The 25214-nt window shown below is 66.3% G+C and carries 16 protein-coding genes; 6 read left to right on the top strand and 10 right to left on the bottom strand.

Annotated elements, in window-relative coordinates:
- Positions 1-31: 31 nt before the first annotated feature.
- From OV287_RS55420 to OV287_RS55410, 3 genes are all read right to left on the bottom strand, one after another.
- A complete protein-coding gene (locus OV287_RS55420) occupies positions 32-1894 on the bottom strand; it encodes a glycoside hydrolase family 15 protein (protein WP_267542188.1) in 1863 nt (620 codons plus the stop codon).
- A gap of 109 nt (positions 1895-2003) precedes the next feature.
- A complete protein-coding gene (locus tag OV287_RS55415; RefSeq protein WP_267542187.1) occupies positions 2004-2642 on the bottom strand; it encodes a cyclase family protein in 639 nt (212 codons plus the stop codon).
- A 193-nt stretch (positions 2643-2835) separates the two neighbouring features.
- The gene (locus OV287_RS55410; protein ID WP_267542186.1) at positions 2836-3930 is read right to left on the bottom strand and encodes a glucose 1-dehydrogenase; all 1095 of its coding nucleotides are present in this window, start codon (positions 3928-3930) and stop codon (positions 2836-2838) included.
- A 126-nt stretch (positions 3931-4056) separates the two neighbouring features.
- Between OV287_RS55410 and OV287_RS55405 the strand changes: the two genes are divergently transcribed.
- The 3 genes from OV287_RS55405 (at position 4057) to OV287_RS55395 (ending at position 9237) form a co-directional block, all read left to right on the top strand.
- Positions 4057-4665 (top strand): hypothetical protein, encoded by a 609-nt coding sequence (locus tag OV287_RS55405; protein WP_267542185.1) that lies wholly within the window; start codon positions 4057-4059, stop codon positions 4663-4665.
- Between the two features lie 137 nt (positions 4666-4802).
- Complete coding sequence (locus OV287_RS55400; protein ID WP_267542184.1) at positions 4803-9095, top strand: HEAT repeat domain-containing protein; 4293 nt, start codon at positions 4803-4805, stop codon at positions 9093-9095.
- Positions 9070-9237, top strand: coding sequence for a hypothetical protein (locus tag OV287_RS55395; RefSeq protein WP_267542183.1), 168 nt, complete (start codon positions 9070-9072; stop codon positions 9235-9237). The genes OV287_RS55400 and OV287_RS55395 overlap by 26 nt, the downstream gene beginning before the upstream one ends.
- A 413-nt stretch (positions 9238-9650) precedes the next feature.
- Here OV287_RS55395 and OV287_RS56315 read toward each other — a convergent pair whose 3' ends face one another.
- Positions 9651-9962: a hypothetical protein gene (locus OV287_RS56315; RefSeq protein WP_308809820.1), complete on the bottom strand. Its 312-nt coding sequence runs from the start codon at positions 9960-9962 to the stop codon at positions 9651-9653.
- A gap of 188 nt (positions 9963-10150) precedes the next feature.
- On the bottom strand, positions 10151-11059 hold the full coding sequence (locus OV287_RS55385; protein WP_267542181.1) for a DUF2381 family protein: 909 nt from the start codon (positions 11057-11059) through the stop codon (positions 10151-10153).
- Positions 11060-11257: 198 nt separating this feature from the next.
- Here OV287_RS55385 and OV287_RS55380 point away from each other — a divergent pair, with 198 nt between their 5' ends.
- Positions 11258-12061, top strand: a complete 804-nt coding sequence (locus OV287_RS55380; RefSeq protein WP_373371898.1) for a hypothetical protein — start codon at positions 11258-11260, stop codon at positions 12059-12061.
- A 25-nt stretch (positions 12062-12086) separates the two neighbouring features.
- Here the strand turns inward: OV287_RS55380 and OV287_RS55375 are convergent, their stop codons facing one another.
- The 3 genes from OV287_RS55375 to OV287_RS55365 form a co-directional block, all read right to left on the bottom strand.
- Complete coding sequence (locus OV287_RS55375) at positions 12087-12329, bottom strand: hypothetical protein (protein ID WP_267542179.1); 243 nt, start codon at positions 12327-12329, stop codon at positions 12087-12089.
- Between the two features lie 70 nt (positions 12330-12399).
- Positions 12400-15726, bottom strand: a complete 3327-nt coding sequence (locus OV287_RS55370) for a carboxypeptidase-like regulatory domain-containing protein (protein WP_267542178.1) — start codon at positions 15724-15726, stop codon at positions 12400-12402.
- Between the two features lie 86 nt (positions 15727-15812).
- Positions 15813-21098: a trifunctional serine/threonine-protein kinase/ATP-binding protein/sensor histidine kinase gene (locus OV287_RS55365; protein ID WP_267542177.1), complete on the bottom strand. Its 5286-nt coding sequence runs from the start codon at positions 21096-21098 to the stop codon at positions 15813-15815.
- A gap of 228 nt (positions 21099-21326) precedes the next feature.
- Between OV287_RS55365 and OV287_RS55360 the strand changes: the two genes are divergently transcribed.
- Positions 21327-22724, top strand: a complete 1398-nt coding sequence (locus tag OV287_RS55360; RefSeq protein ID WP_267542176.1) for a hypothetical protein — start codon at positions 21327-21329, stop codon at positions 22722-22724.
- Positions 22725-22793: 69 nt separating this feature from the next.
- On the top strand, positions 22794-23399 hold the full coding sequence (locus OV287_RS55355; RefSeq protein WP_267542175.1) for a Uma2 family endonuclease: 606 nt from the start codon (positions 22794-22796) through the stop codon (positions 23397-23399).
- A gap of 14 nt (positions 23400-23413) precedes the next feature.
- On the opposite strand, the gene OV287_RS55350 is transcribed toward OV287_RS55355, so the two are convergent.
- Positions 23414-24640, bottom strand: coding sequence for a GAF domain-containing sensor histidine kinase (locus OV287_RS55350; RefSeq protein ID WP_267542174.1), 1227 nt, complete (start codon positions 24638-24640; stop codon positions 23414-23416).
- Positions 24641-24734: 94 nt separating this feature from the next.
- Positions 24735-25214: a (2Fe-2S)-binding protein gene (locus OV287_RS55345; RefSeq protein WP_267542173.1), complete on the bottom strand. Its 480-nt coding sequence runs from the start codon at positions 25212-25214 to the stop codon at positions 24735-24737.

The raw sequence follows: 25214 nt of genomic DNA, 5'->3' as shown, positions 1-25214 counted from the left end.
GTCCCTCTCCCGAGGGGAGAGGGGATGTGTCTCAGTCGCGGTGGCCCAATGCCTTGTCCAGGTTGTACGCCGCGCTGATGAGCGACAGGTGTGTGAGCGCCTGCGGGAAGTTGCCCAGCGCCTCTCCCGAGGGCCCCGTCTGCTCCGCGTACAGCCCCACGTGGTTCGCGTAGCCCAGCATCCGCTCGAACGTCAGGCGCGCCTCGTCCAGCAGCTCCGGCTTCGTCACGCTCGCCCGCGTCATCGCCTCCACCAGCCAGAAGGTGCACAGGTTGAACGTGCCCTCTCGCTGCCTCGACACCCCGTCCTCCGTCGCCTCCGCGTCGTAGCGGAACACCAACCCATCCGAGGTCAGCCCTCCCTGCGCCGGCGGCTTGCGGAGCATGTCCAGCGTCGACAGCATCCTCGGGTCCACCGGCGACAGGAAGAACACCAGAGGCATCAGCAGGTTCGCCGCGTCCAGCGAGCTCGTCTCATAGGACTGGATGAACGCGCCCCGCTTCGCGCTCCAGCCCTTCTGCATGATCTCCTCGAACATGACGTCGCGCGTCCGCAGCCACCGCGCTCGGTCCGCCGGGAAGCTGCGCTTGTCCGCCAGCCGGAGGGCCCGGTCCAACGCCACCCAGCACATCATCTTCGAGTACACGAAGTTCTGCGACCCTGCCCTCACCTCCCAGATGCTCTCGTCCTTGTCCTGCCAGTGGTCGCACACCCAGTCCACCAGCCGCCGCAGGTGCCTCCAGAAGTCATACGAGATGGGCGCTCCGTGCTTGTTGTACAGGTACACCGAGTCCATCAGCTCGCCATAGATGTCCAGCTGGAGCTGGTGCGCCGCCCCGTTGCCAATACGCACGGGCCTCGCGCCCCCGTACCCCGACAGGTGCAGCAGCACCTCCTCCTTCGGCACCTCGCCACCATCGAGCGCGTACATGAGAGGCAGCGGCGCACCGTCCGGCAGCTCCGCGATGCGCGCCTCCAGCCAGCGCATGAATGCACCCGCCTCCTTCTTGAAGCCAATGCGCAGCAGCGCGTACACCGTGAAGGCCGCATCGCGAATCCACACATAGCGGTAGTCCCAGTTGCGCACGCCTCCTGGTGACTCCGGCAGGCTGCACGTGGGCGAGGCGACGATGGCCCCCGAGGGCTCGAACGTCATCAGCTTGAGCGCCAGCGCCGAGCGCTGAACCACCTCGCGCCACCGCCCCGTGTAGGAGCACCCCGCGACCCAATGCCGCCAGTAGTCCACCGTGCCCCGGAACAACACCTCCGAGGCCTCGTGCCCCAACACCTTGTCATGGCACGAGTCCGGCGCGCCCTCGCGCAGGCCAAACACCGCCGATTGGCCCTCGCGCAGCGTGAAGCGCCCGCTGACGCGCCGCCCATCCGTCTCCAGCGGCACCGCGGTGGCCAGCGTCAGCTTCAGCGTCTCCGACACGAAGCTCGCCCCGCCGTGCATCATCCGCACATGGTGCGCGTCCCGCCCGAAGTTGAAGGCAGGCATGCACTCCATGAGGAAGGACATCTCCCCACGCACCACGCGGATGCGCCGCACCACCTCGCGCACCCGGCCCACGTGGCCCGCGCGAGTCATTGGCATGAAGTCCACCAGCTCGCCCACGCCGTCCGAGGAGTAGAAGCGCGTCACCAGCACGTTGCTGTCCGGCCAGTAGAACTGCTTGTGCACCACCCGCCCCACGTCCACCTCCGGGGCAATGCTGAAGTGCCCGCCCTTCTCCGGGTCCAACAGCGCCGCGAAGACACTTGGGCTGTCGAAGAAGGGGAAGCACAGCCAGTCCATCGTCCCGTCCGTCGCCACCAGGGCGACCGTGCGCAGGTCCCCGATGACGCCATGGTCCTCGATGGCCGGAGCTCGGGACGTCTTCTGCCCATTCATACAGGCTCCTCCCGCGCACACGGGCCCCGGCGTGGCGGCCCGTGGCATTCAGGAGATGTATGAACGGGAGAGACGGATTGGACCTGGGGAACAGCTCGTGCCCGCCCGGCTACTCCCCGGCCGGGTCACGCATCGCCCGCACCAGCGCCCGGGCCGGCGAGCCCCACTCCGCCTTCACGTTCAGCGGCAGGCACACCAGCTCGTGCACCCCCACCTTCACGTCGCTCAGGTCCAGCCCTTCGATGATCCACACTCCTGCCTCGCGCAGCAGTTGGTGCACGCTCACGCCGTCCGCGTGGAAGCCCGAGCGAGACACATAGTCCACGCCCACGCACGCCACCTGGCGCTCCACCAGCAGCCGCGCGGCCGCCTCCGACAGCCGCACGAAGTCCTCCCCGTGAGGCAGCTTCCACCACTCGCGCTGCGAGTTGCGCGTGCGCAGCAGCAACCGCTCGCCCGGCCTCGGCTCGTAATCGGCCAGCGAGTCGGCCCGGATGCAGTCCACGTCGTCCAGGTGCAGCACCCGCGCCCGGCCCACCGTGGCGCTCAGCGGCAGTCGCTCCATGTCCTCCAGGTCCAGCTCCGTGCTCGGCGGCGCCGTCACGTACGTCCCCATCCACGCCGCGCGCTTGAGCCACTCGGCCTGCTGCGCCGAGCTCTCCGGGAGCTCTGCCCTCAGTGCCGCGTCCTGTCCCTCCGACGGCTCCTCACCGAATGGCACCGAGATGTCCAGCCAGGCTCCCTCCATGTGCTTCCTCCTCTTCGGGACACGGGTGTCCGCTGGGGTTGAGAGACCCTCACCCTACCCCTCTCGCAGGGGCGAGGGGAAATTGCGCCAGCAAGCCCGGATGGCAGGCGGGGCGCCCGCTCAGGTGGAGTCGAACACGAGCTCGAACTCGTCGTCACCCTCTCAGGGGGAGAGACGCAGTGTCACCCGTTTCTCACCCTCGGGAAAAGACGATGACATCCTTGATGGGGCTCTCCTTCCGGCCCGCCACCACCTCGGCGTAGTCCTCCGGAGGGTGCCTCGCGGTGATGAGCCGCTCCAGCCCACCTGGCCACTTCGTGCGGAAGCGCCCGAGGTCCGCCACCGCCGCCTCGAAGTCCTCCGGCGCCGCGTTCACCGTGCCGAGCACCACCTGGTTGTTCATCACCCACTGCTTCATCAGCCCGCCCTCGTCCAGCTCCCCCTCCTCGCTGCTGGGCACTCCGGTGAAGACATACACCCCGTTGGGAGCCAGCGCCTTCATCAGCTCGAAGGCCGCGCTGGCCACGCCCGCCGCCTCGTACACCACGTCCGCCCGCCCCCGCTGCTTCACCAGCTCCTCCACCCGGTGCTGCTTGGAGGACACGTAGGGCACGCCCAGCGACTCGGACACCTCTGCCTTCGGGTTGGGTTTGGGCGAGCGCGAGTACATCGTCGTCTGGAAGCCCGCGCGCATCAGCAACATGGCGCCCAGTTGGCCCACCGGCCCCGCGCCCAGCACCACCGCCCGGCCCCCGCCCTTCTGCTCCCACGGCATGCGCGTCTGCACATGCACCACCTCGCGCAGCGACTTCTCGGCGATGGTGAGCGGCTCCGTCAGCACCGCCACGCCCCGCAGCTCGCGCGGCACCTTGTGCAGGTACTGTGCGTCCTCCACGAAGCTCTCCGCGCAGAAGCCGTGCGCCGCTTGAATCCCCCGCTCCGTGTACTCGCCCGTGACGCAGAAGTCCGGGTACCCCGCGCGGCACGGCGCGCACTCCGCCCGAGGGCACGGCCGGCGCACCCGCGGCACCACCAGGTCCCCGGGCGCGAGGTTCTTTACCTGCTCACCCACCTCCACCACCTCACCCAGACACTCGTGGCCGACGATGAGGTAGTCCTCCCCCTCGGGCGGCTGGCCGTGCTTGCCCTCCACCACCTCCTTGTCGGTGCCACACACCCCCACCTCCAGCGTGCGCACCCGAACCTGCGTGGGCGAGCGCAGCTTTGGCTCGGGCACGTCGATGACCTTCACCTCGTGGCTCTTGGGGAACACCGCCACCGCCTTCATCGCGCCACCTCCTGTGAGACCTGTCGATGCCCTGGATTCACCCCGCGTGCACCCGCCGAGGAGCCCGGAGCCCCGGTGGTGGACACTCGGAGAGGGCCGGGTGCGCACCGGTCAACGGAGGCAGGCGTGAGTTTGCGCGTGCTCCCCACCCGGGAGCGGGTCTATGACGAGGCCGTGAGCGATTCCGCGCCCTCCGTCACCCCCTCGCGCTCCCTGTTCATCGGAGCCATCAGCGTCCTGGCGCTGTCCGTGCCCTTCTTCATCTTCGGGCTGGTGTTCATGAACGTGAAGGCCCGCATCGAGTTCCAGTGCCAGCGGGGAGGGCCCTGTTCCCTGACCCGCATCGGCCTGCTCACGCGGGAAGAGCCCATCACCTTCACGATGGAGGAGATGCAGAGCGCTCGCGTCGAGCGGGACCGCAGTCCCCGGGGCGAGCAGCAGAACATCTACCGGCCGGTGCTCGTCACCACGCGAGGCGAGTTTCCCCTGTCGCACCACTGGGTAGCGGAGGAGCGGGAGGCCAATCGCGCCGTCATCTCCATCAACCAATTCCTCAAGAGGCCCGGGACGCCGGGCTTCACCATGTGGCACGACGATCGGCCGCGCGCCAGCCGCATGGGCATCATGTTCACCGTGGCAGCGGTGCTGGTGTTGCTGTTCGGGCTGTGGCTCACCTGGCGCGCCGTGCGCCGTCGTCGCCAGGAGCGCGCCCAGAGCACAGTTCCGGGGGTGTAGAAGCTGGCATGGTTGCGTCGTTGCCGCGGCTGCGTTGTACGCCCGGCAGCAAAGCATCAGACCCAGCTTCATGTGGCCTGCGCCTGACTGCCTGCAGTTCACACGCCTTGGGGGAACGGCCAGAATGCGGAGACACAATGGCGTCCTCACGGAAACGCACACAACGTGATTCGAAGAGCCCTGCTCCATCTGAAACCGGAGCGACACGGGCCTATGCTGGCTACGAGTACCAGATCCTCGTCAGCCTCTGGGTCGCCCTGGTGCTCATGTTCGAGCAAGAGGGAACGAATCACATCGAACTCGAGCCCGCCTCACAGGAAGACATCGAGGCGGATCTCCTCGTGAAATCGGAGGAGGCCTCATCGCCGCTCGTGGTCGCTCGAAGGCTGATCTTCCAGGTCAAGCTCCACTCCACTCCATGGACGGTGTCAGAATTCGAGCGGGTGCTGAAAGGAAGCGCCTCCTCGGGGGGAAGCCGACGATCCGCGCTGCAGCGCCTGATTGACGAGCCACAACACCACTACGTCCTGATCACCAACGCACAGCTTCCCCGAAGCCTTCAGGGATTCCGCATCGAAAGTCCGATGGAGCAGTCTTCAAATCCCTCGCTCTCGAAGAAGGTGCACCTACCCGAGGGAGTGGACCGAACTGCCCTTGCCCGACGGATCGGCATCCTCGATCAACAAAGGGACGAGTGGGTATCCACGCAGATCCACAAGCTGCTCTCGCAGAGGCTTTTCGTTCCGTCCACGGCAGTAGACGCTTGCGTGAAGCAGCTCATGGAGCACGCGCGTGACAGACTCCTGAACCGAGCACCGCGAGAGTGGACTCGAGCGGAGATTCTCCGGACCGCCGAATCGTTCGGTGGGAACCCCTTGGGAAGCAGCGAACTCCGGGCCTTCGTCCCACCGCTGAATTATGCGGACATCCAGAACCGGCTCGGCAAGGACCATGCGGTGCTTCTGCAGGGCCCACCCGGTGCCGGTAAGACCCAGGTCCTGGAGAAGCTGAAGCACGAGTACCGGATACTGAAGGATCCGTTCGCGGTATGTGCACCGCAGACGCCCAGAGAGCTTCGGGAGGCGGTACACAAGCCGGGGCGCATCTTCATCGAGCTGGAAGATCCTTGGGGCAAGTTCCGGCAGGAGCCAGGAGGACCCCGCTGGTACAGCGAGCTCCCCTCGCTTTTGAAACTCGCAAGTGACGACAAGAAGATCGTGGTCACGACCCGAGAAGCCATCCTCCACGAGAGTGGTGAGGACCCACCCGGAACATTCCAACGGTTCGCAGTCTCCCTGACGTACGAGCACTATGACGAGGAGGCTCGGCGGCGCATCCTCGAGAACAAGCTCGTGGGGGCACGCCCCTGGCAGGTCGAGCTGGTCGCCGCATTCGAGCAGCGGATCCTCAAGGAGCTCCAAGCCCCTCTTTCACTCGATCACTTCGCCGACAGGATGAAGGGGCTCAAAACGGACAAGGCTTTCGATCTCGATGAAATGCTGAGAACGTGCTCCGTCGGGCAGCTCGCCCCTCGTTTCGTCGAAGAGGTACTGAGTCTGGAGTGGAAAGCAGTGCCAGCAGCCATCTGGCTGTGGGGACTGCTGTCCCTCTCTCAGCGTTCGACCGTCCACACAGACGAGGCGAACGAATGGAAAGAGTTCCTGAAGCGGCACGAGCACCGCCCGGTTCCCTGGAACAAGCTCCTCGAGTGGATGCTTGCAGGCCGATGGCTGATTCGCGAGGCGGGTCACTACCGTGTCCACTCCACCACGGTGGAAGGGCTTCAGCGCATCCTCCGTGCGGAGTCCGATCAGGCCGAAGCCATATTGAAAGAGCTGCTGCCGAGCCTCGCCGCCGCGAACCGCGTGGACGATGCCTTCAGGTTGATTCGCCAACTCCCAACGGAAGTCATTCAGCTTCCGCCCAAGGTACTCGCGGCGCTCCGTGGCTGCCTCCTGTCCCAACTAGTCACGGGGAACCCGGAGCAATTTGAGTACCTGTTCGAGGAAGCTCGCCAGCAGCTCGCCGAGGCGGATGATGCAGTGTCCCTGCTCGTGATTGGGATTGCCGGTTCCATGGACCGCGCGAATGGCTCGTATCTGATGGGCAGCTTCATTCCACCTGTCTGGACGCCAACACAGAAGGCCCAGGTCCAGGCGTCCGTCGAAGCCCGGAAAGTGGCGTCGCAGTACATCATATGGTTGCTCCCATTCTCCTCGCACCACAAGTGCGCTGGTGAATTGGCCTCGTGGCTCTGGAGTATCGGTTGGGACCTGACGGAGGATTTCCAACTCGCAGTCTGGACCGGGCTTGAGTTCCATGGAGGAAATGGAGGGTTGGGAGAAGCCATCCATGGCGTCTTGATGACCAGGGAGCCCGCGCACGAAAAATGGTTGGACGAGCTGCTGCGGGTCTGGGATGTCGTGGAGCAGGAAGACGAAGCCGTTCACTCCTCTATCCGTCACAAGGCACAACAGCAGATGCTGAACGAGCTGGATGCCGAGCACTGGAGAGAGATCAGCAGCGAGACATACCACATGCTAGATGCGCTCACTGCTGCGGTGAGGGAGCGCAGGAAGCAGCAGGGCTACCGCTGGTTGTTGGAACACCCCCGACGGGAGGATTTGCTGTGGGCCTGGGAGCAAGCGCTCGCCGAGCAACTTCCACCCCTCCACTTCTCGGAGTCAGATGAGGACCAGGAAGAAGATGCAGAGCAGGAGCAGACGGAACAAGCGCTGGTGCAGCTCGTAACAGAAGAGGAACTCCGTGCCTTCTACCAATGCTGCATGCCCGACAACACCTGGGCTCTTTGGAATCTTCTTGAGCGGTCCCATGTCACCAAGCTCGTTCCGGATCTGCTTGATGCGCTGGTGACCGGTCCGCCGCAACACATGGCCAAGTGCCTCAAGACGCTCTGCAAACAAGCGGTGCCAGATAATTTCCGCCAGCAACTGGCTGCCGTCATGCCGCTGGCCTCAAGCACCCGCCGCGACGCAATCCTCTTCCTGTTTGAACGGCAGGAGTGGGATGGGATGCTCCACTCCGAAGCGGCATGGGCCGTCTACGAAGCAATCTCCGAGACGCTGTCGTGCTCTAACAGGCCTGCACTCACTGCATGTCTCCAAGTAGAGGAGAAGGGTGCACCCTCCTCCGATGCACTGGCCAGGCTTGGAGTCGAGGACCGGCACATCCTGCGAGAATGGTCCCGCGACCTGGATGGACGGCTCGGGCGCACGGCGCTCGTTGTGCTGGCAGCATTGGGCGAGGACATCACGGAGCAAGCTCGGGTGGCGATCCACTCTTCGGACACGGCGCTCAGGATGAGCGCGATCAGCGCACTCGGGTGGAGCCGTGATCCGGATGCACGTGCGTACTTGAGGAAGTCACTCGAAGACGCGCACTACGAGTGCCGGCTCCTCGCGATCCGCGGGCTCGCCCCCAGGGCGAACGAAACCGAGCGACAGGCCATTCTTGGACTGGCTCGAGATGGCAGCGCGCCCGTTCGTGAGGCTTGCGTTGATGCCATCCGCGAAGGCCGGTGGACAGAGGGGCTTGACGCGCTTTGCACCCTGCTCTCCGACTCACGAAACCGCCATTACGGCGATTCGGATAGGAATGTTGATCACCATGTAGCCCTTGCCGCTGCCAAGGCCCTGGAGACCTTCAAGCCACTGCCCCCCAAGATTCTGGATTCGCTGCTGGAGTTCTTGGGCAAGGGGTTGACGGCCAACGTGGACCTCCGGGTTCACCGGCACCTCATCCAGTTGTTGGTTCCCATGCCTATCCCCAAGCTCGCAGGCGTGTTGACGGAGCTCCTGGGAAAGCTGGCCCAATCCCCAGGAGAAGGCCGAGCCTACCTGCGTTATGTAGGCCAAGCTCCGGGAGTCGACCCCAATACACTCGAGCTCCGGTATCGCGCTTTGCGTGGCCTCGTGGAACATCTCGTACACAACCCAGAGGCAAGAAGGAAAGTAGAGCTGGCGCCGCTCCTTTCCATGTCCAGCCATCCGCGCGTGGGAATGGCTGCAACAGCATGGCTCGGGCTGGGGTTCATCGGTGACCGAGCTTGGAGTGCATGCCGTGAACTGCTAGCTGCTGGAGAGGAACACGCCAGCGAGAAGGCAGCACTGCTGGTGCTCGCCTCGACGGTGGCTGGACACCCGGTACGGAAAGGGCCTATCGCCGGACTGATCCCTGAAGGTGCCCCCATTTGGAAGGTGGCTAAGTGGCTTGCCGAGCCTGGTTTCCCACCCCCTTCGGCGTGGACTGCCCGCTGGGAGCAGAATCCCGATGTCTTGTCCTGGTTGAAGGCGCTCCGCGACGGTCACCCATGGCAGAAAGAAGTCGGTAGGTGGCTGGCACATTGGCTCCAAGCAGCCTCTGGGGTTGATTCGCTGAAAGCCGGTGCGCTTCCTCGTCGAGACCCGTAAGGACAACAAGGACGTGGAGAAGGTGCGGGATGGGATTCCCTCGTTGATAGCCCAGCGCCTCCGGAAAGAGTTGGAGCGACGGGGCCGGGTGCCCTGGGGTGATGTGGAGCTGTCACGGCAGGGAGTGCACTACCGGCCCTGAGTCAAGGAAGGCTTGAGGCCCAGGAAACTGCTGCCGCTCGCCGCCGTGCGCTCGCGCTTCGAGAAGGGCGAGCTGCTGCTGAGCGAATCGGACACGGCGGAGCCGCTCCTGCGGCGTCCGAGCAGCGCCCCGAACTTCCATCCCGGCTTCCTCCTGGCTCACGCAGCTGGCCGCAGATCCGCACACCCAGGCCGAGCTCAGGTGACCCCTCTCCCCACCATGCTCAGACCGCAGACCCGGCTGCCTCGGAGCAGCTCGCCGAGCCGAACGGAATGAAGAAGCCTACAGCCACTCGGGCAACAACAACTGGGAGGGAATCCCTGGCGTGATGCGCCAAGAAATGGTCACCCACACCTACTGAGGGACTCCATCCATCCGAGATGACACGGCTACCAGGAACGCTCAGGTGGGGCTCACCGGAACGAATCGACCACGAAGACCGAGGCACCCGAGTAATCGAGAATGGCGGTCCCAGGCTTTGATTCTGGGTGCTTCTTGAGTTGATTCGCACCAAGCCGGGCCACCGCACAAATCGGCACCGTATCCGCGCGCGGTGGTCTTGCTTCATAGTACCGGACGACGACTTGTGGCCCACTCGTCCAGACCCGCCCGTACAAGCGGGTTCCGGGGTCGAGCGTGCCAAGCGAACCGTCGAGGAAGCTCTCCACGGGTCCGTCATAAAGCGTGATGGGCCTCGCGTCGATCTGGTTGGCATCAAGTTCCACGTCCGCGGAGTCTCCAACGTACATCCGAAGAATCCGCATCGTCTTGATGGCTTCTTCCGAGCACTTCTCGGGTCCGGGGCTGCCATCCGAGCGCAAAGGCACGCCCCCCGGTGGGCACCCCGCTGTTGCCAGGAGCAGAACGACGGAAGGAAGTAGCGGCGCGCTATTCGACGACATGAGCAACGGTCTTACTCACGAACAAGCCGACGATCCAGGAGGACGTAGGTGTCCAAGAACCCGTCCTGGCGGTAGATCTCCAGCGCGAGGGTTTTGACGAACCCGTCATCCGCCTTGAATGCACTCCTGTCCACGACGATGGCCACATTCCCAGATTCGCCTGGAGCAATCTCGTCCCGGTCCGTGCGCAATGCAAACGGCCTCGCCTCACCGAACAGGAAGGGGGCGCGTGGGTCCTCTCCTGGGCGGGTGGTCCGGAGGCGAGCCTCTGCCAGACTCCAAGGCTTCGACGGGTGGCGGTTCGTCACAGTCAGCAAGACCGCCGCCTTCTCCTTGCCCGCGAAGATTCGGACGACCATTTCGGCCCCGTCATCGGTCTTGACGATCCGCTTTCGTCGCTCGATGAACGAGGTTTGATTGATGGCACCCGTCGTTAGAAGTTTGGCGAGCGCGTGGTCCGCCGTGTCCTCTTTGTAGTGACGGTAGGTTGCCTCCTCGAGCAACCGCTCCCTCTGGCGGATTTCTTTGAGCTGTGATTGGAGTGCTTCTCGGGTTTCCGGTTCGATGAAGACGTTCACCTGTTGGTCTGGCCACTCTCCTTCCTTCCTGGTGGCCCCCATCAAGGTGAAGGACACTTCAGTCCCATCCGCGAGCCTCACGACCAACAGGAATCGGTCCTCGGGGCCAAGGACCTGGAGCGGCTCTATCAGCACCCTCTTTCCGGCACACGCCACCGGCTCGAAGCGACCTTCCCACCCCAGCATTTTCGTCCCCTCCGCATCACAGGGCTGCTGGAACCGGAGCACAGTCACTACATGGGGGGTTACGTGCAGTCGGCGAACCGATTCAATCGGGGGACCCTGAACGTAGGCGCTCCAAACGTTGGGATCGCGTCCACGCGCCACGGCGACGGACGCCATGAGGGCGAGAAGCAGGGTTGACCGGGGAGGTAAGAAGTTTCGCATAACACTGGTCAACCTAACAGAACGGGTAAGCTGCACAAAGAACTTCGTCCGTTGCGAAGACAAAGGCTGGAGAGGGCCGTTACGACTGCATGCGCAGCGCACGAGGTGCCTGGCACTTGAGGAACTGCTGACCACCATGTTAGGCCGAAAGCCATGCCCATGGAAAACTCCCCGGCGCTTGAGTTTCCAGCGATGCTCTACGGCACTAAAGCCATCACTCGCCGCAACGTGAGTGCCGAGAGCCACTGGTGGGCCCGGCAGTACCTCAAGACCGGTGCCTTCCCCCAGCCCCGGCAGATGCGCCACGTGCCGCCCGGCGAAGTGCTGGTGATGCACTCGGGGGCCGACTTCGACACGGGCGACCCCCGCTGGCGGATGCACGTGTTCGTCGAGGTCTTCATGGGCTTGAATGAAGGCGTCCAGAAGGAGGAGCGCCAGCACACGAGGGACGCCTTCGAGTCCTTTTGCCTGAATACTCCCTGGGGGGCTCTCTACCATGCCGTGTCTCCGCCCCCTCCGCAGAGCGCTGAGCGCATGGCGAACCGGCTCGCCTCGGTGCTCCGCTTCTGGGATGTGCTCCAGGGCCTTCGCTACGCGTTCTGGTCGTTCGATCAGAAGTACACGCTGGAAGAGCTCATGGATGACATCTACCGCAAGACCCTGGAGGCCTGGTGCCCCGGAGGCCCTGCCTCGGTCCGCGAGCACATGGCCCTGACGGTGGAGCGCATGGCTCGCGCGACTCGAGAGGATTGCGAGGAGGCCGTGCTCCGGGTGATTCCTGTCGTCGTGGAGGCGAACACCGATCTCAAACACCGCGAGGTGCTCAGCGACCCGGACTTCCTGCGCGAGCGCCTCTCCGCGCTTCCCCTGAAGAAGTTCGAGGATATCTCCAGCGCCTACAAATACGCCGTGAACGGGCAGTTGTACGCCTGGGACAGGGAGCTGGGGCGTCATTAATCAGATGGGCGGCAACTCTCGGTGGTTACGCGAAAGGGTCAAAGCCCTTTCGCCCCAGCACGACTTTTCGGCACAGGTGCCCCAAGTCCTGGACCAGCGGGAGTGCACGGCGCTGAGACTGGCGCACTGTGAGCAGCACCAGCTGCTCTCTCAGGGGCAGCGTCAGCGCCTGCTCGACCCGACCCTTCCCGTCCTTCGCTGGGACGTAGCCCGTCTGAAGAAAGTCGGTGACGAGCGATTCAATTGGCGGCAGTCGTGACACGGTCATCTCGACACTCTAAGGGTTCGAGCAGCGCGGGTTGGCGGTTCCGCGCGGCCCCGTCACTGTCCCCGTGGGCTCATGGGTCCGACTCCCACCCGTCGTAGGAGCAGTTGCGGAGACAAGGGTGTCTGTAGATGCGTATACGCGCCAGGATCGGCGTCCACCGGGGACGGATTCGCCGGACGATGTCTTCTCCCGGGCCCACGTCCACCACCTCGCGATGGACGACCTTGCCATCCTTACCCCGGGTCCCCAACAGGAAGTAGGTGTAGCGCCCGGCGGACAGCCTCGAGGCGGAGGCGTCATCGAGAGGGACTTCCAAAGCCTCGCGCACTCCCGCCAGCATGCTTTCGAATTCAGGCAGGGGAAGGTCACCCGCGACGAGCACCCTGTCATCGATGATGACCCGCTCATCGTCGGGAGCGGGGCCTTCCTCATCGGACAGGAGCAGGGTCAACCGGGAGTCCCCGCGCTGCGCCTGGAAGTTCAGGACGTGTCGTGAGCCGAAAGCCAACACCACGGTCTGGGGCTTGAACCGGATGGGCGTCTTCCCTGGGGCTTCCACCGGGGTGGGAACGACCAGATAGGTTCCCGGGCTGAGCCCATCGAGGTCGTAACGCCCATGGCTGATGATGTCGTCATGCACTCGCACTTCGGATGAGTCGGCGAGCAGCAGGAGAGACGTCTCGACCGGGTGTCTCTCCGAATCCGTCACGGTGCCCTGCAGTCTCGCGCCAGGCGTCATCCGGATGTCCACCCAGGTGTCTCCCGCGCCAATCGGTTGGCGGTGCTTTGGGGAATCATGGTTGAGCTCGACTTCCAGGACGAGGCCATCGGCCTCCACTCCCTCCAGCTCGAAGCTTCCGTCGTGACGGGTGTCGGTGGAGGACTTGAGGTCACGCCCGAAGCCGCTCAACTCTCCCTCCGAGTCCGCGCTTTTGCGTGTGACCCGTGCCCCTTCGATGGGCTCCCCGGTCAGTGCGTGGGTCACCCTGCCGCGCAGCAGCCGTCTGGCCTTCATGACGATGTCGCCCAACTCCTTGAGCTGCCCTGGCTCGACCTCGATCTCGCTCAGCAGGATGGGAGTTCGCTCGGGGGCGGAGATGGCCAACTCGATGGGGCCTGGCCAGCGGAGGTTCTGTTGGAAAGCCCCCTGGGGGTCCCGATGTGAGTAGCTGTTGATGGAGAAGGAGGTGATGGGCGTGCCGTCCTCGTGAACCAGACGCCCGCGGACTCCCCCGAGGTAGCGGAAGGTCAGCGTCACGTCCGTGGAGCCGGCGGGGACCACGAGCTGCTTGCCCCTCGAATCGGTGCCCGCGGCGCGCACCCTGCTCAGCTCGTGGCCTGGGATGTCGATGTCGAGCTCACACGGGCCTGGGAGCAGGTGCCTCACCGTGAAGCGGCCTTGTTCATCCGTGATGGCCTTTGAGGAGGAAGGGGAGTCTCCCCCCTGGGGCCCATAGAGCCCCGTGGCCGACTTTGCCTCGATTTGGACGTGGGGAATGGGGCGGTTCGACTCGTCCACGACGATGCCGGAGACGCTCAGTCCGGTGTCCAGCCGTACCACGGCCTCGAGCGTCTCCGTGCCGATGACCTCGATGGGGAGCGTCGTGCCGTGGGGGGCTCCCTGGTCGAAGCGGGCCAGGAGGATGTAGTGGCCCGGGGCGATCCCCCCGAGCACGAAGCGGCCATGCTCGTCCGAGTCCATGGGCGCGATGACCTCCGGCTCGTCGAGTCCTGTATGGAGCGAGAGCTCGACCTGCGCCAGGGGCAGGCCCTGGGCATCCACGACGCGTCCCTCCACCCGTGCGCCCGGTTGGAGGACCAGGCGCAGGTCGGTGGCTGGCGCAGCCACGAGGGTCTGCAGGGGCAGGCATCGGTCCGAATCGACGCGGAGCGCGAACCGGCCGGGCGAGTCGCGCTCGAACGCGAAGCGGCCGTTCTCGTCCGCGCGGAGCTGGTGCACTCGCGACTCATGGGGATCGTTGATACCGCCCATGGGGCCAGGCTCATCGTTCCCAGCTACCTTCTCCGGCGGGGGAAGCTGGGTGTTGAAGTCCTCATCCACGGCACTCTCCGCGAGCTGGACGATGGCCTTCGGCACGGGATGGCCCTCGGTGTCGACGAGCACGCCACGGACGAGGGCGGTCGGCTTGAGAACCACGTCCAGTGTCGGAGTCGTGGCCGGCGCGACGTGGGGGAAGCGTCTGTCCGAGTAGCCTTCGGCCCTCACCGTGACCTTGTAGTTTCCTGGAGACAAGGCCTCGAAAGTGAAGCGTCCCTGCGTGTCCGAGAGAGTCTTCTCTTTGTCGCTCCCCTCGACCTCGACCACGGCGTCGGGGATGGGGTGTTCCTCCGAGTCCTTCACCGTGCCGCTGAACGAGACGAGTGACCCGAGTTCGATGCGTACCGTGGCCTCCGGGTAGCCTTCTTCCAACGTCACGCTGGCGTGGCCGCGCTTCCGCGAGGTGCTTGCCGTCACCTTGTGCTCACCCGGGGGCATGTCCTCGAGGATGAAGCGCCCGTCCCCGCTCGTTCGAGCGGACTGCCCGAGCTCGGTGGCCACGACCTCCGCGCCGGCGACGGGGTGCTCCCCGTCGAGCACCCGCCCGACGAGGCGCAGGGGCGCATGGAGCGTCACATCACCCAGGTCCTGGAGAGAGGACAGCAACTCGTACGCGGGCAGCAGGTCGGGATGGTGGACGACGAGTCCATGGGGGCGGCCATCGAGCAGCGGGCCGAGCGAGAAGCGGCCCTGTGCATCGGTGGTCGCCTCGAAGTAGCGCGAGTGCTCCGCGAGAAAGAGCGTCACGCTCGCGCCTTGCAGGGGGCGCCTGGCCTCGTCCACGACACGGCCGGAGAGGGTGGCGCTTCTTCCGAGCACGAGTTTCACACCGGTGGCGCCCACTTCCACGCGAGGCTCCACCCTCGCGCCTCGCGCATCCAGGGCCCAGACCGCGACGGCTCCATCCGGCAGTCCCGTGAGAGAGAAGGCCCCATCCGCGGAGGACGTGGTCCTCGCCACCACGGGCGCGGCGCCCAGCCCTTGCTCGATGAGCCTGATGAGCTGCCATCTCGGCGCACCCTCGCAGTTGGGAGAGGACAGAAGGATGTTCGGAGACTCCCCCTCACAGGCGAGGGAGGACAGGGACTTCCCGGGCTGGCTCAGCGTCGCGGAGACCTCGACACCCGCGACAGGGGTGCCGTCCCAGGCGACGACCTTTCCCTGGATGGCCCCGTCACCGCGAGGCGGCGGCGTGGGCGCCTCACGAACGGGCCTGGAACGCTGGGGCGGCACCGCGGGCTTCGAGCCAGGAAGGTCGCCCCAGACCACGGCGACTCCCAGGGCAAGCACCACGAACGCGGAGGCTGCCAGGAGTTGCTTGTGTAATGGGGTTGCCATACCGCCCGGAGACTAGCAGGGCGGGGCAACGCGTATAGGGGGCTCGTAGCCCTCGCCCAAAGGGAGAGGGGACCTCCGGCCGCCTCCTACGGGAGCGGGAGCTCCAGCGTGGCCGTGGCGCCCTTTCCCGGGCCTTCGCTGTCGAGCAGGAGGTTGCCTCCCAGCAGCTTCGCGGCGAGCGCGCTCGAGTGCAGGCCGAAACCATGTCCGTCCCGGCGCGTGGTGAAGCCGTGCGCGAAGAGCCGCTCGCGAATCTCTTTCGAGATTCCCACACCATTGTCCACCACCTGGATGCGAGCCTTGCCCTCCTCGAGCTGGAGGCGCACGAGCATCTGCCGCTCTCCCGGGGGCATCTCATCCAGGGAGTATTTGGCATTGCTGATGAGGTTGATGAGGATTTGAAGCACCTTGTGCCGGTCCACCCGCACCTTGCGAGAGACCTTCAGCTCGCGGGTAACGGTGACGCCGTGGCGCTTGAGCGCCGACATCTGGATGCGCAGCGCGTCCTCGACGAGCTCCGACAGCTCGCACTCGTCGATGAGCAGGGCCGTCTTGGCGTAGTTCTGCTGTACCTGGACGATGGTGCGAATGTGCTCGACATGCCAGCCCATCTCCAGCAGACCGTCGCGTACCTTCGCTTGCTCCTGGAGGAGTTGCTCGGTGAGTGCGGAGAAGTAGTCCGGCATCTGGAGCCCGCGAGGGTCATCGGTGAAGAACTCCCCCAGGCGCCCGCGGTTGTCCTCGAACAACGCCGACACCTGCTTCAGCCGGCCGAGGCGTGACGCGGCCACCGTCTCCCGCATCACCTCGAGGTTGACGACGGCGCTGGTGAGGACGTTGCCCACGTTATGCAACACATTGGAGGCAACCTCGGACATGCCCACCGCGCGCGCGGTGTCCACCAGTCGCATCTGGGCCTCCCTCAGCTCCCGGGTCCGCTCCTCCACGCGCGCCTCGAGCTCGTCATTGGCGCGGCGCAGGGCTGCCTCGGCGTGCTGGACATCGGCGTACAGCCGCGCGTTCTCCATGGAGATGACGGCCTGCGAGGCGATGTGCTCCAGCAGCGCGCGGCGATCCGGAGGGAAGGCGTCGGCCGCCAGGTTGTTCTCCAGGTACAGCACGCCGTAGAGGGCCTCCTGGCGCAGCAGCGGAAGGCAGAGCACCGAGCGAGCCCGGCCTCGCCGGAGGTACGCGTCGGCCGGGAAGGGATGGGCCCGCGTGGCATCCCCGAGGAGCACATGCTCGCGCGTGCGCTTGACGTAGGCGATGAGGGTCCACGGCAGCTCGGCCTGCGCGTCCTCGGGTGGCAGGACGATGGGGTCCTCCGGTGACGCGCCGGAGATGGCCATGACCCGGAGCGTGTCACCCCGCGCGAGCAGCAGGGCACCGCGCTGGGCGCCCGCGTTCTCGATGGCCACCTGCATCAGCGTGGTCACCAGCCGCTCCTGGACGATCTCGCCGGAGATGGCCCGCTGCGCCTTCACCACGGTGAGCGCGTCAATCTGCGTCGAGTCCGTGTCAAAGGTGTGGCGGCCACCGGAGGACACGAGCACCAACTCCGGCCACCGGGCCTCCAGGTGCTTCACCTTGCCCAGGGCCCCCCAGCGCCGGTAGGCCTCCCGGGCCGAGCGCGCATACGTCTCCGCGATGGTCTGGAAGCGCCGCTCGCGCCAGTAGTTCGACGCCAGCTCACATGCCAGTGCGGCGTTCTGGATGAAGCCATGCTCCCGGGCCGAGTGGATGGCCTCTTCATACGCGCCCATGGCCTCCTCCCTCCGGCCCGTCACCCGCGCCAGCTCCGCGAAGAGTATCCGCTCGGGCGCGAGGAAGTTCCCGGCGCAATGGCTCGCCCACTCCGCGAGCTGCTGATGGTGCTGGCGCAGCTCCTCGAGCCAGCGCTCCCGCACCTCGGGCGCCGCCTCCGGCAGACACGCGGCCAGCGTCAGTCCTCGGTAGAGGTGGAAGTCCAGGAGCTGGATGTGACCAACGGAGGCCCAGAGAAGCTCGGCGGCCTTGTCTCCCGCGATGCGTGCCTCTTCGTAGGCGCCGCACATGAAGCGCCCCTGCATCTTGAGGATCCAATACCAGCACCGCATGGTGCTCATGCGCTCGGAAGTGAGCCCGGCTTCGAACACCTCCTCCTCGAAGTCCTCACCACTCAGCGTGTCGAATGAGCGCGTGAGCCCGCGCAGCTGCTGGACGTAGCGCTGCGAGCTGCGGATGACATCCAGCACGTCCTGGTAGCCGGCCCTGCGGACGAAGTCGAAGCGGGCGACCGACTCCGCATGGACATCATTCAGGGGATGCCCCAGCATGAGGCTGTCCGTGACGATGTGGTTGCAGCAATAGCAGGCGACCTGGAAATCCCCAGCCTGCAGCGCGTGATGGAAGGCGCTCCGGATGAGCTCCAGGGAGCGGGCCATCGGCCGAGTCCACGGGTTGATGATCTGCAGGCTGTAGAGCGCCATGCCCCGGGCCGAGGAGAAGCCGTGACGCTCCGCGATCGCGCAGGCGAGCTCACCGAAGGCGTGGCCCTCCCGGTACTTCTTGAAGACATGCCCCAGCACCAGGCCGTACCAGGAGTAGCCCACCACCGCCGCTTCGCTGTTGCCATGCCGCAGGCTCAGGGACACCACCCGGCACAGTTGAAGGATGAGCAGGTTGTTGTCGGTGCAGCACGCCGGGGTGAACAGGGCGGCCAGCACCCCGATGACCGCCTGCATGTCCGGGTCGCTCACCAGGGGCAGCTCCAGGAGGCTCTCGATAGAGCGCTCCCCCATGAGGGCCTCGACCTCCTCTTGGGCGGCCACCACCTCCTCCCACGAGGGGTGGGGCGGCAGGTGCATGCCCAGCGACTCCAGGCCCTCCAGCAGACATGAGACGGCCTCGTCGATCTGCCCAGCCCCCATGCACAGCTGGGCCTTCAGGCGGTAGACGGCCGAGGTGTCCGCGGGGCTCCTCCTCCGGGTGAGCAGCGCGTCCACCAGCCGGCGCGCCCCGGCGGCGTTGCCATTCATCAGCTCGCTGGCCGCCCAATCCAGACACAGCTTGAAGGCGAGCGCCGGGTCCGCCGTCCAGGGATCTCCGGGAAGCAGCTCGAAGGCCATCTTGAAGTACGCGATGGCCGAGCGGTGCGCCGCCGAGCCGCGAGCCTTCCAACCCGCCTCGGCATTCAGCCGCGCCACGCGCAGGCGCTCCTCGGGCGTGTCGAGCAGCTCCGCCCCAACATTGAACTGCCCCACCACGTCGAAGAGCTTCTCGCGCAGCTCCTCGGGCGTCAGGCTCGCCAATAACAGACGGCCGATGCGCAGGTGGACGGCCTTGCGCTCCTGCTCGGGGATGAGCTCCTGCGCCGCCTGCTGGATGCGATCATGCAGGAAGCGGAAGCCCTCTGGTGAGCTGCGCGCCAGCATGCCCTCCTCGAGCGCCGGCTCCAGGGTCCGCTCCACCTCGAGCGGCTCCAGGCCGGAGACGATGACCAGCTTGCGCAGCGCGAAGTCATTGCCCACGCACGCGGCCAGGCGCAGCAGGGACCAGGTCGGGTCAGGCAACTGGCGCAACCTGCCCACCATGAAGTCGACGACGTTGTCGGAGTACCCCTTGGCCCGGACGCCTTCGGCATCCCACCGCCACCGTCCCTCCGGCAGGCGCGCCAGCAACCCGTCCTGGTGCAGCGTCACCATGAGCTGGATGAGGAAGAACGGATTGCCTCCGGTCTTCTCCAGCACGAGCGCCGAGAGTGGCGCGACCACGTCCTCCCCGGCCCCCGGGAGTGCATCGGCGATGAGCTGCTGGAGCTGCGCGAGGCTCAGCGGCTCGAGCTGGAGGCTGGTGATGCACGCGTCCGTCTTGCGCAGCTCCTCCAGCGTCAGCATCAGCGGGTGGGACGGGCTGACCTCGTTGTCGCGATAGGCCCCCACCCACAACACGGGCGGCACCACCGGGCCGCCGATCAGGTGCTGGATGAGTCTCAGGCTCGCCAGGTCCGCCCACTGCAGGTCATCGAGGAACACGACGAGCGGGTGCTCGTGGGGGGAGAAGACGCCGAGGAACTTCTCGATGACCCGGTTGAAGCGGTGCTGGGCCTCGGCGGGTGGCAGCTCGGGGACGGCCGGCTGTCGGCCCACGACGAGCTCGAGCTGGGGCACCAGGTCCACCAGCAGCTGGCCGTGTTCCCCCAACGCCTCCCGCAGCCGCTCGCGCCAGGCCGCCAACTCCTCGTCGGTGCCCGCGAGCAACTGCTGCACCAGCCCGAGGATGGCCTGCGCCAGCGTGGCGTAGGGGATGTCTTGCTTGAACTGATCGAACTTGCCCTGCAGGAAGAAGCCGTGCCGCTCCACCACCGGCCGGTGCAGCTCGTGGATGACGGCCGACTTGCCGATTCCGGAGTAGCCGCTGACGAGCACCAGCTCCGGCCGCCCTCCTCGCGCCGTCCGCTCGAAGCTCTCGAGCAGGGTGGCGACGCACGCCTCTCGCCCGTAGAGCCGCTGGGGCATCTGGAAGTGGTGGGGGAAGTCGTGCTCGCCCAGTGGGAAGGGCTCGCGCTCACCCCGGAGCAACCGCTCCCGGCACCGCTCGAGGTCCGCCTTCAACCCATCGGCCCCCTGGTAGCGCTCGTCGGCGACCTTGGCCAACAGCTTCATCACGATGGCGGACAGGGACGGCGGCACGGACTCGACGAGCTCGTGCGGCGGCTGGGGATGGCTGGCCAGGTGCGCGTGAAACCACCCGAGCGCGTCCCTCGCCTGGAAGGGCAACGTGCCCGTCAGCAGCTCGTAGAACGTCATGCCCAGGGAGTAGAAGTCCGTGCGGTAGTCCACCGCCCGGTTCATCCGCCCGGTCTGCTCGGGAGACATGTACGCCAGCGTCCCCTCGATGAGGTGGGGCACCGCCGACTCCACGTGCTCCACCCGCTGCAGCGTGGCGGTGCCGAAGTCGATGATGCGCCCCTCCCCTTCCGGCGTGAGGATGAGGTTGGAGGGCTTGAGATCCTTGTGAATGACGCCGCGCCGGTGGATCTCCCCGAGCGTCGAGGCCAGGGAGATGGCGAGCCCCAGGAAACCGGTGACCTCGAGCCGCTGGCCCACCCGTTGCGACAGGGGCTCGCCGTCCACCTCTTCCAACAGCAGCAGGGGGCGATCCTGGACGAGCTCGCAGGAATGGACCCGGGGCACGCCTCCGACTTCCCGCAGCCGCTGGAGGATGCCGTGCTCGCGGCGGTAGCGCTCCCACTCGCGCGGACCGGGCGAGGGTTGCGCAGGCGTCTTGACGATGACGGGCCGGTTGTCCGAGCCACAGACCGCGTGGAAGAGAAGATTCGCGCCCGTCGCTCGCAGCGCGCCGCGCAAGGTGTGACCGGGAATGTCCATCATGAGTGCTATGGCCTCGAACCAGCTTCGACGTATTCGGCCGCGCTCATGTCCCCCCCTGTCCGCGGCGAGCCCCGCGCCCCAGAGAGGGAGCAGCGCCCGCTGAGTGAGAACCGTCGCGGCACGAATGCTTGTGACAACAACCACTGATGACATGACTCGCGAGTGTTCTGCAATGAACAATTCCCGAATCCTGGTGCGCTACGCTGAGAGTGCGAGCGGGAGAGGACCATGAGGCACGACGAGCACATCCGGGAGCAGGCGCGTCTAGCTCGGCAGCTTGGCGCGGAGCGGAGCAACCTCTTCGAGCAGGTGCCGTTCGCTCGAGAGCTGGAGCGCGGCGCGCCGGGCCTGGAGCGCATTGCCCGGCCCGTGGTGGCGGTGGCGGGTACCGCCTCGGTGGGCAAGAGCACGCTGCTGCGGGCCCTGGGGACGGACGTGCCCTGGAAGTGGTTGGAGGTGGAGTCCGGAGGCTCCGGGGAGGGAGGCCTGAGCGTGGGAGAGCTGGCCGAGCACTGCTTGCTGGTGCTCGCGGCGGGGGAGGCGCTGTCCCGGGAGGTGCTGGCCTGGCTCCAGCAACTCGCCGAGGAGTTCCCCGAGGGCTCGCTCCAGATCGTCCTCACGCGCTGTGATGCGCTCCCGGAGGGGACGTCTCCCGACGGTGTGCGAGAGCAGCTCGAACAGGTGCTGCGAGAGGTGGTGCCCCACCGGACGCTGCCCGTCTTCACTGTCTCCGGCTCGGTGGGTGAAGGAGTGGAGTCACTGCGCGCAGCGCTGGCCGAGAAGCTGGCGTGGCGGCAGCGGGTGCTGCTCGAGGAGGCGTTGAAGGACTGGAGCAACCTGCTCGCCGACGTGCACGCGCTGCTGGAGATGCGCGACCTGGCGAAGCTCCAGCCGGAGACACTCGAGCGCCTGCGGCTGTGCCTGGACGAGTTGCTGCGGGAGGAGAGCCAACGGCTGGAGGAGGAGCTGCCCCGGCTCGCGGAGGACAGCGTACGCGAGCTGGAGTCCCAACTGCCCAAGACCCAGCGCGCCCTGACCCAGGCCTTCCGGGAGAAGCTGAACGCCCGAGTGGAGCCCCGGTCGCGAGCGCTGCGCCAGAGACTGGACGCGGTGCTGGCGCGCGAGCTGGCGCGGGACGTGGAGGGCAAGGCCTCCCTGGTGTTGGCGGACCGCTTCGGCCGGCTCGTCGAGCCGCGCTCGCTCTTCTTCGATTGGGGCTTCGCGCGCACGGGAGGACTGGCCGGAGTGGGCGCGGCGATGCTGATGGGCGTGGCGCGCAAGCATGGAGGATGGGCTGTGATGGGAGCGGCGCTCCTCGGGGGTGTGCTCGCGGGGCTGCTGGGCAAGGGCACCCGGGTGAACACCACGGAGGAGTTGAAGCGCGTGGTGGCGGCGCCGCTGCTGGAGGACTCGTTGAAGCGGTTGAAGCAGGCCACCGAGACCTCGCACGCCGATGTCGATCGCCTGTGCGGCCTGCTGCGGAAGGTGGCGGAGATCTTCTCGCCTGCCCGGGCCCAGACGCATGACCCCGAGCGGCTGGGACAGGCCGTCACCCAGGCCGAGAGCCGACGAGAGCAGCTCGGCCGGGAGCTGACGGAGCTGCAGTGGAAAGACGCCCGTACCTAGTGTCTCGAAGCGAGACGACTCTCGGCCCCGGCATTGCACCGTGCGAGGGGCATGATGAAATCCTCTCTCATGGCCATTCGCCGTCCTCCCGAGTCCGAGTCCGCTGAACGAAACGCCCCGTCCGTCGAGGCGGCCTTCCAGGCAGCGCCGGAAGAGAAGGTGGCGCAGATCCTGGACGGTGCACTACACCTCAGCCCGCGCCCGGCCCGCGCGCATGCCAACGTGGCGTCGAACCTTGGCGGCATCCTCACCGCGCCCTTCAAGTTTGGCAGGGGAGGACCGGGCGGTTGGGTCATCATCTACGAGCCAGAACTCCACCTCGGCCCCCGCCCGGACAAGCTCGTGCCAGACCTCGCTGGATGGAGACGCGAGCGACTGCCGCACGCCGTGGGTGGAGACGAGACCCCGGCGCACTACGATCTCGCGCCGGACTGGGTGTGCGAGGTCCTCTCCGAGCGCACGCGGCGCAGGGACAAGGGCCAGAAGATGCGCATCTATGCCCGGGAGGGGGTGCGGCACGTGTGGCATGTGGACCCGCTCGCCCGCACGCTCGATGTGTTCCGGCTCACGCAGGGCGAGTGGCTCCTCGTCCATTCCTTCGCCGGAGAGGAGCAGGTGCGCGCCGAGCCTTTCGAGGCCATCGAGCTCGAGCTGGCTCTCGTCTGGTTCGAGTAGCGGCGCCAGCAGGCTCAGACGCTGCGGGGAAGCAGGACACTGAAGGCCGTGCCCTCCTCCGCTGTGGAGCACACCTCGATACTGCCCCCGTGGGCCCGGACGAGCTGGTCCACGATGAAGAGGCCCAGGCCGATGCTGCGGCGCTCACTGCCTCCCTCCTCGGTGCCGCGCTTCATCGGCTCGAAGAGGGTGGGCAGCACCTCCGCCGGGATGGGCGAGCCCTGGTTTCTCACGGTGAGAATGACAGCCTTTCCCTCGCCCCGCGTGCTCACCCGGATGGGTGTACCATCGGGGCTGTACTGCAAGGCATTGGTGAGCAGGTTGGTGAGCACTTGGGAGATTCGATCCGGATCCCATGCCCCCTGCCCGTCTCCATCGCACTCCACCTCCAGTTCCCGTCCTTCAATGGCCAGCCGCACCTCGTCCACCACCTGATGGGTGAGGGTGTGGAAGTTCACGAGCTGGCGCTTCACCGGCAGCGCCTGACCCATGCGTGCCTGGGTGAAGTCGAGCAGATCCCGGATGAGTCGGTTGGCCCGGTCCGCGGCGTCCAGGATGCGGCAGATGCCTCGGCGCGTCCGGTCATCCAGGTCCGCGCGGCGCAACAGTGTCGCAGCCGACAGGCCAATGGCATTGAGGGGATTGCGCAGATCATGGCTCACGATGCCAATCAATTGCTCGCGCAACTGGGCGGCCTCGCGGGCGTTGAGCAGCAGGGCCTCTCGCCGGTCCAGCTCGTCCTCCAGCTCCAATTGGTAGCCAATGAGCTCCGCGAGGTGGCGGAAGATCTCGATCTTGTCCTCGGAGATGTCGGCCGGCTCCGAGTCGACCGCGCACATCACCCCGAAGAAGCTCCCATCCCGCCGCAGCACGGGCACGGCGATGTAGCTCTCGACGTTGTAGAGCTTCGGCGCCGGGTGGTGCGTGAACCGAGAATCTTTGCTCGCATGGGTGATGAGCAGCGGCGAGGCCAGGTTGCGAACCACGTTGCAGAAGGTCGTGACGAGCTCCAACGAGTCACCCGGGCGCAGTCCGAAGTTGAGCTCATCCAGCACGGCGCAGCACATCCAGGACTCGGACGTGACGCGGGCCACCACTGCCATGCGCAGGCCCGTGGTCTGCAAGAGCACCCGTAGCACCGTTTTGACAGCCTCGATGCGGCCAATGGCTGCGACATCCTCCGCGAGGCGCTCCGCTGAAGTGGGTTGGGCGGGCGACGGGAGGGGCCGGAAGTCAATCATCGAGGCTTGCATCGTACAGGACGAACGCGAGAGCACGGCGGACGCTTCCTTCGCCTCGCCCCGCTCTCCTCTCCCTTGCCCGTTGAGAGGGGACCTACTTCCCCATTCCCTCGCGCCGGAGCTGCCAGGCGGCACGCTTGATCGCCGCTCGGATACGAACGTAGGTGCCGCAACGGCATACGTTGTCACTCATGGCCGCGTCGATGTCTGCGTCGGATGGATCTGGGTTGCGCCGCAGCAGCGCCACCGCGGCCATGATTTGCCCAGGCTGGCAGAAGCCGCACTGCGCGACGTCCTCGTCAATCCACGCCTGCTGCACGGGGTGAAGCCCCTCGCCGCCCAGGCCCTCAATGGTAGTCACCCGGCGGCCCGCCACACCTCCGACGGGTTGGATGCAGGGACGGAAGGCGCCTCCATCCAGATGGCTGGTGCAGGCGCCGCATACGCCCACCCCGCAGCCGTACTTCGGGCCCGTCACTCCCAGCAAGTCTCTCAGCACCCAGAGCAAGGGGGTGTCCTCGGGCGCCTCCACCGAGACCGTGTCGTCGTTGAGGTTGAAGTGGTGGACCGGCAT

The organism is Archangium lansingense, from assembly GCF_026626635.1.
Lineage (GTDB): Bacteria > Myxococcota > Myxococcia > Myxococcales > Myxococcaceae > Archangium > Archangium lansingense.
The sequence above is the reverse complement of the archived record's forward strand: the minus strand, read 5'-3'. Positions and strand labels throughout refer to the sequence as shown.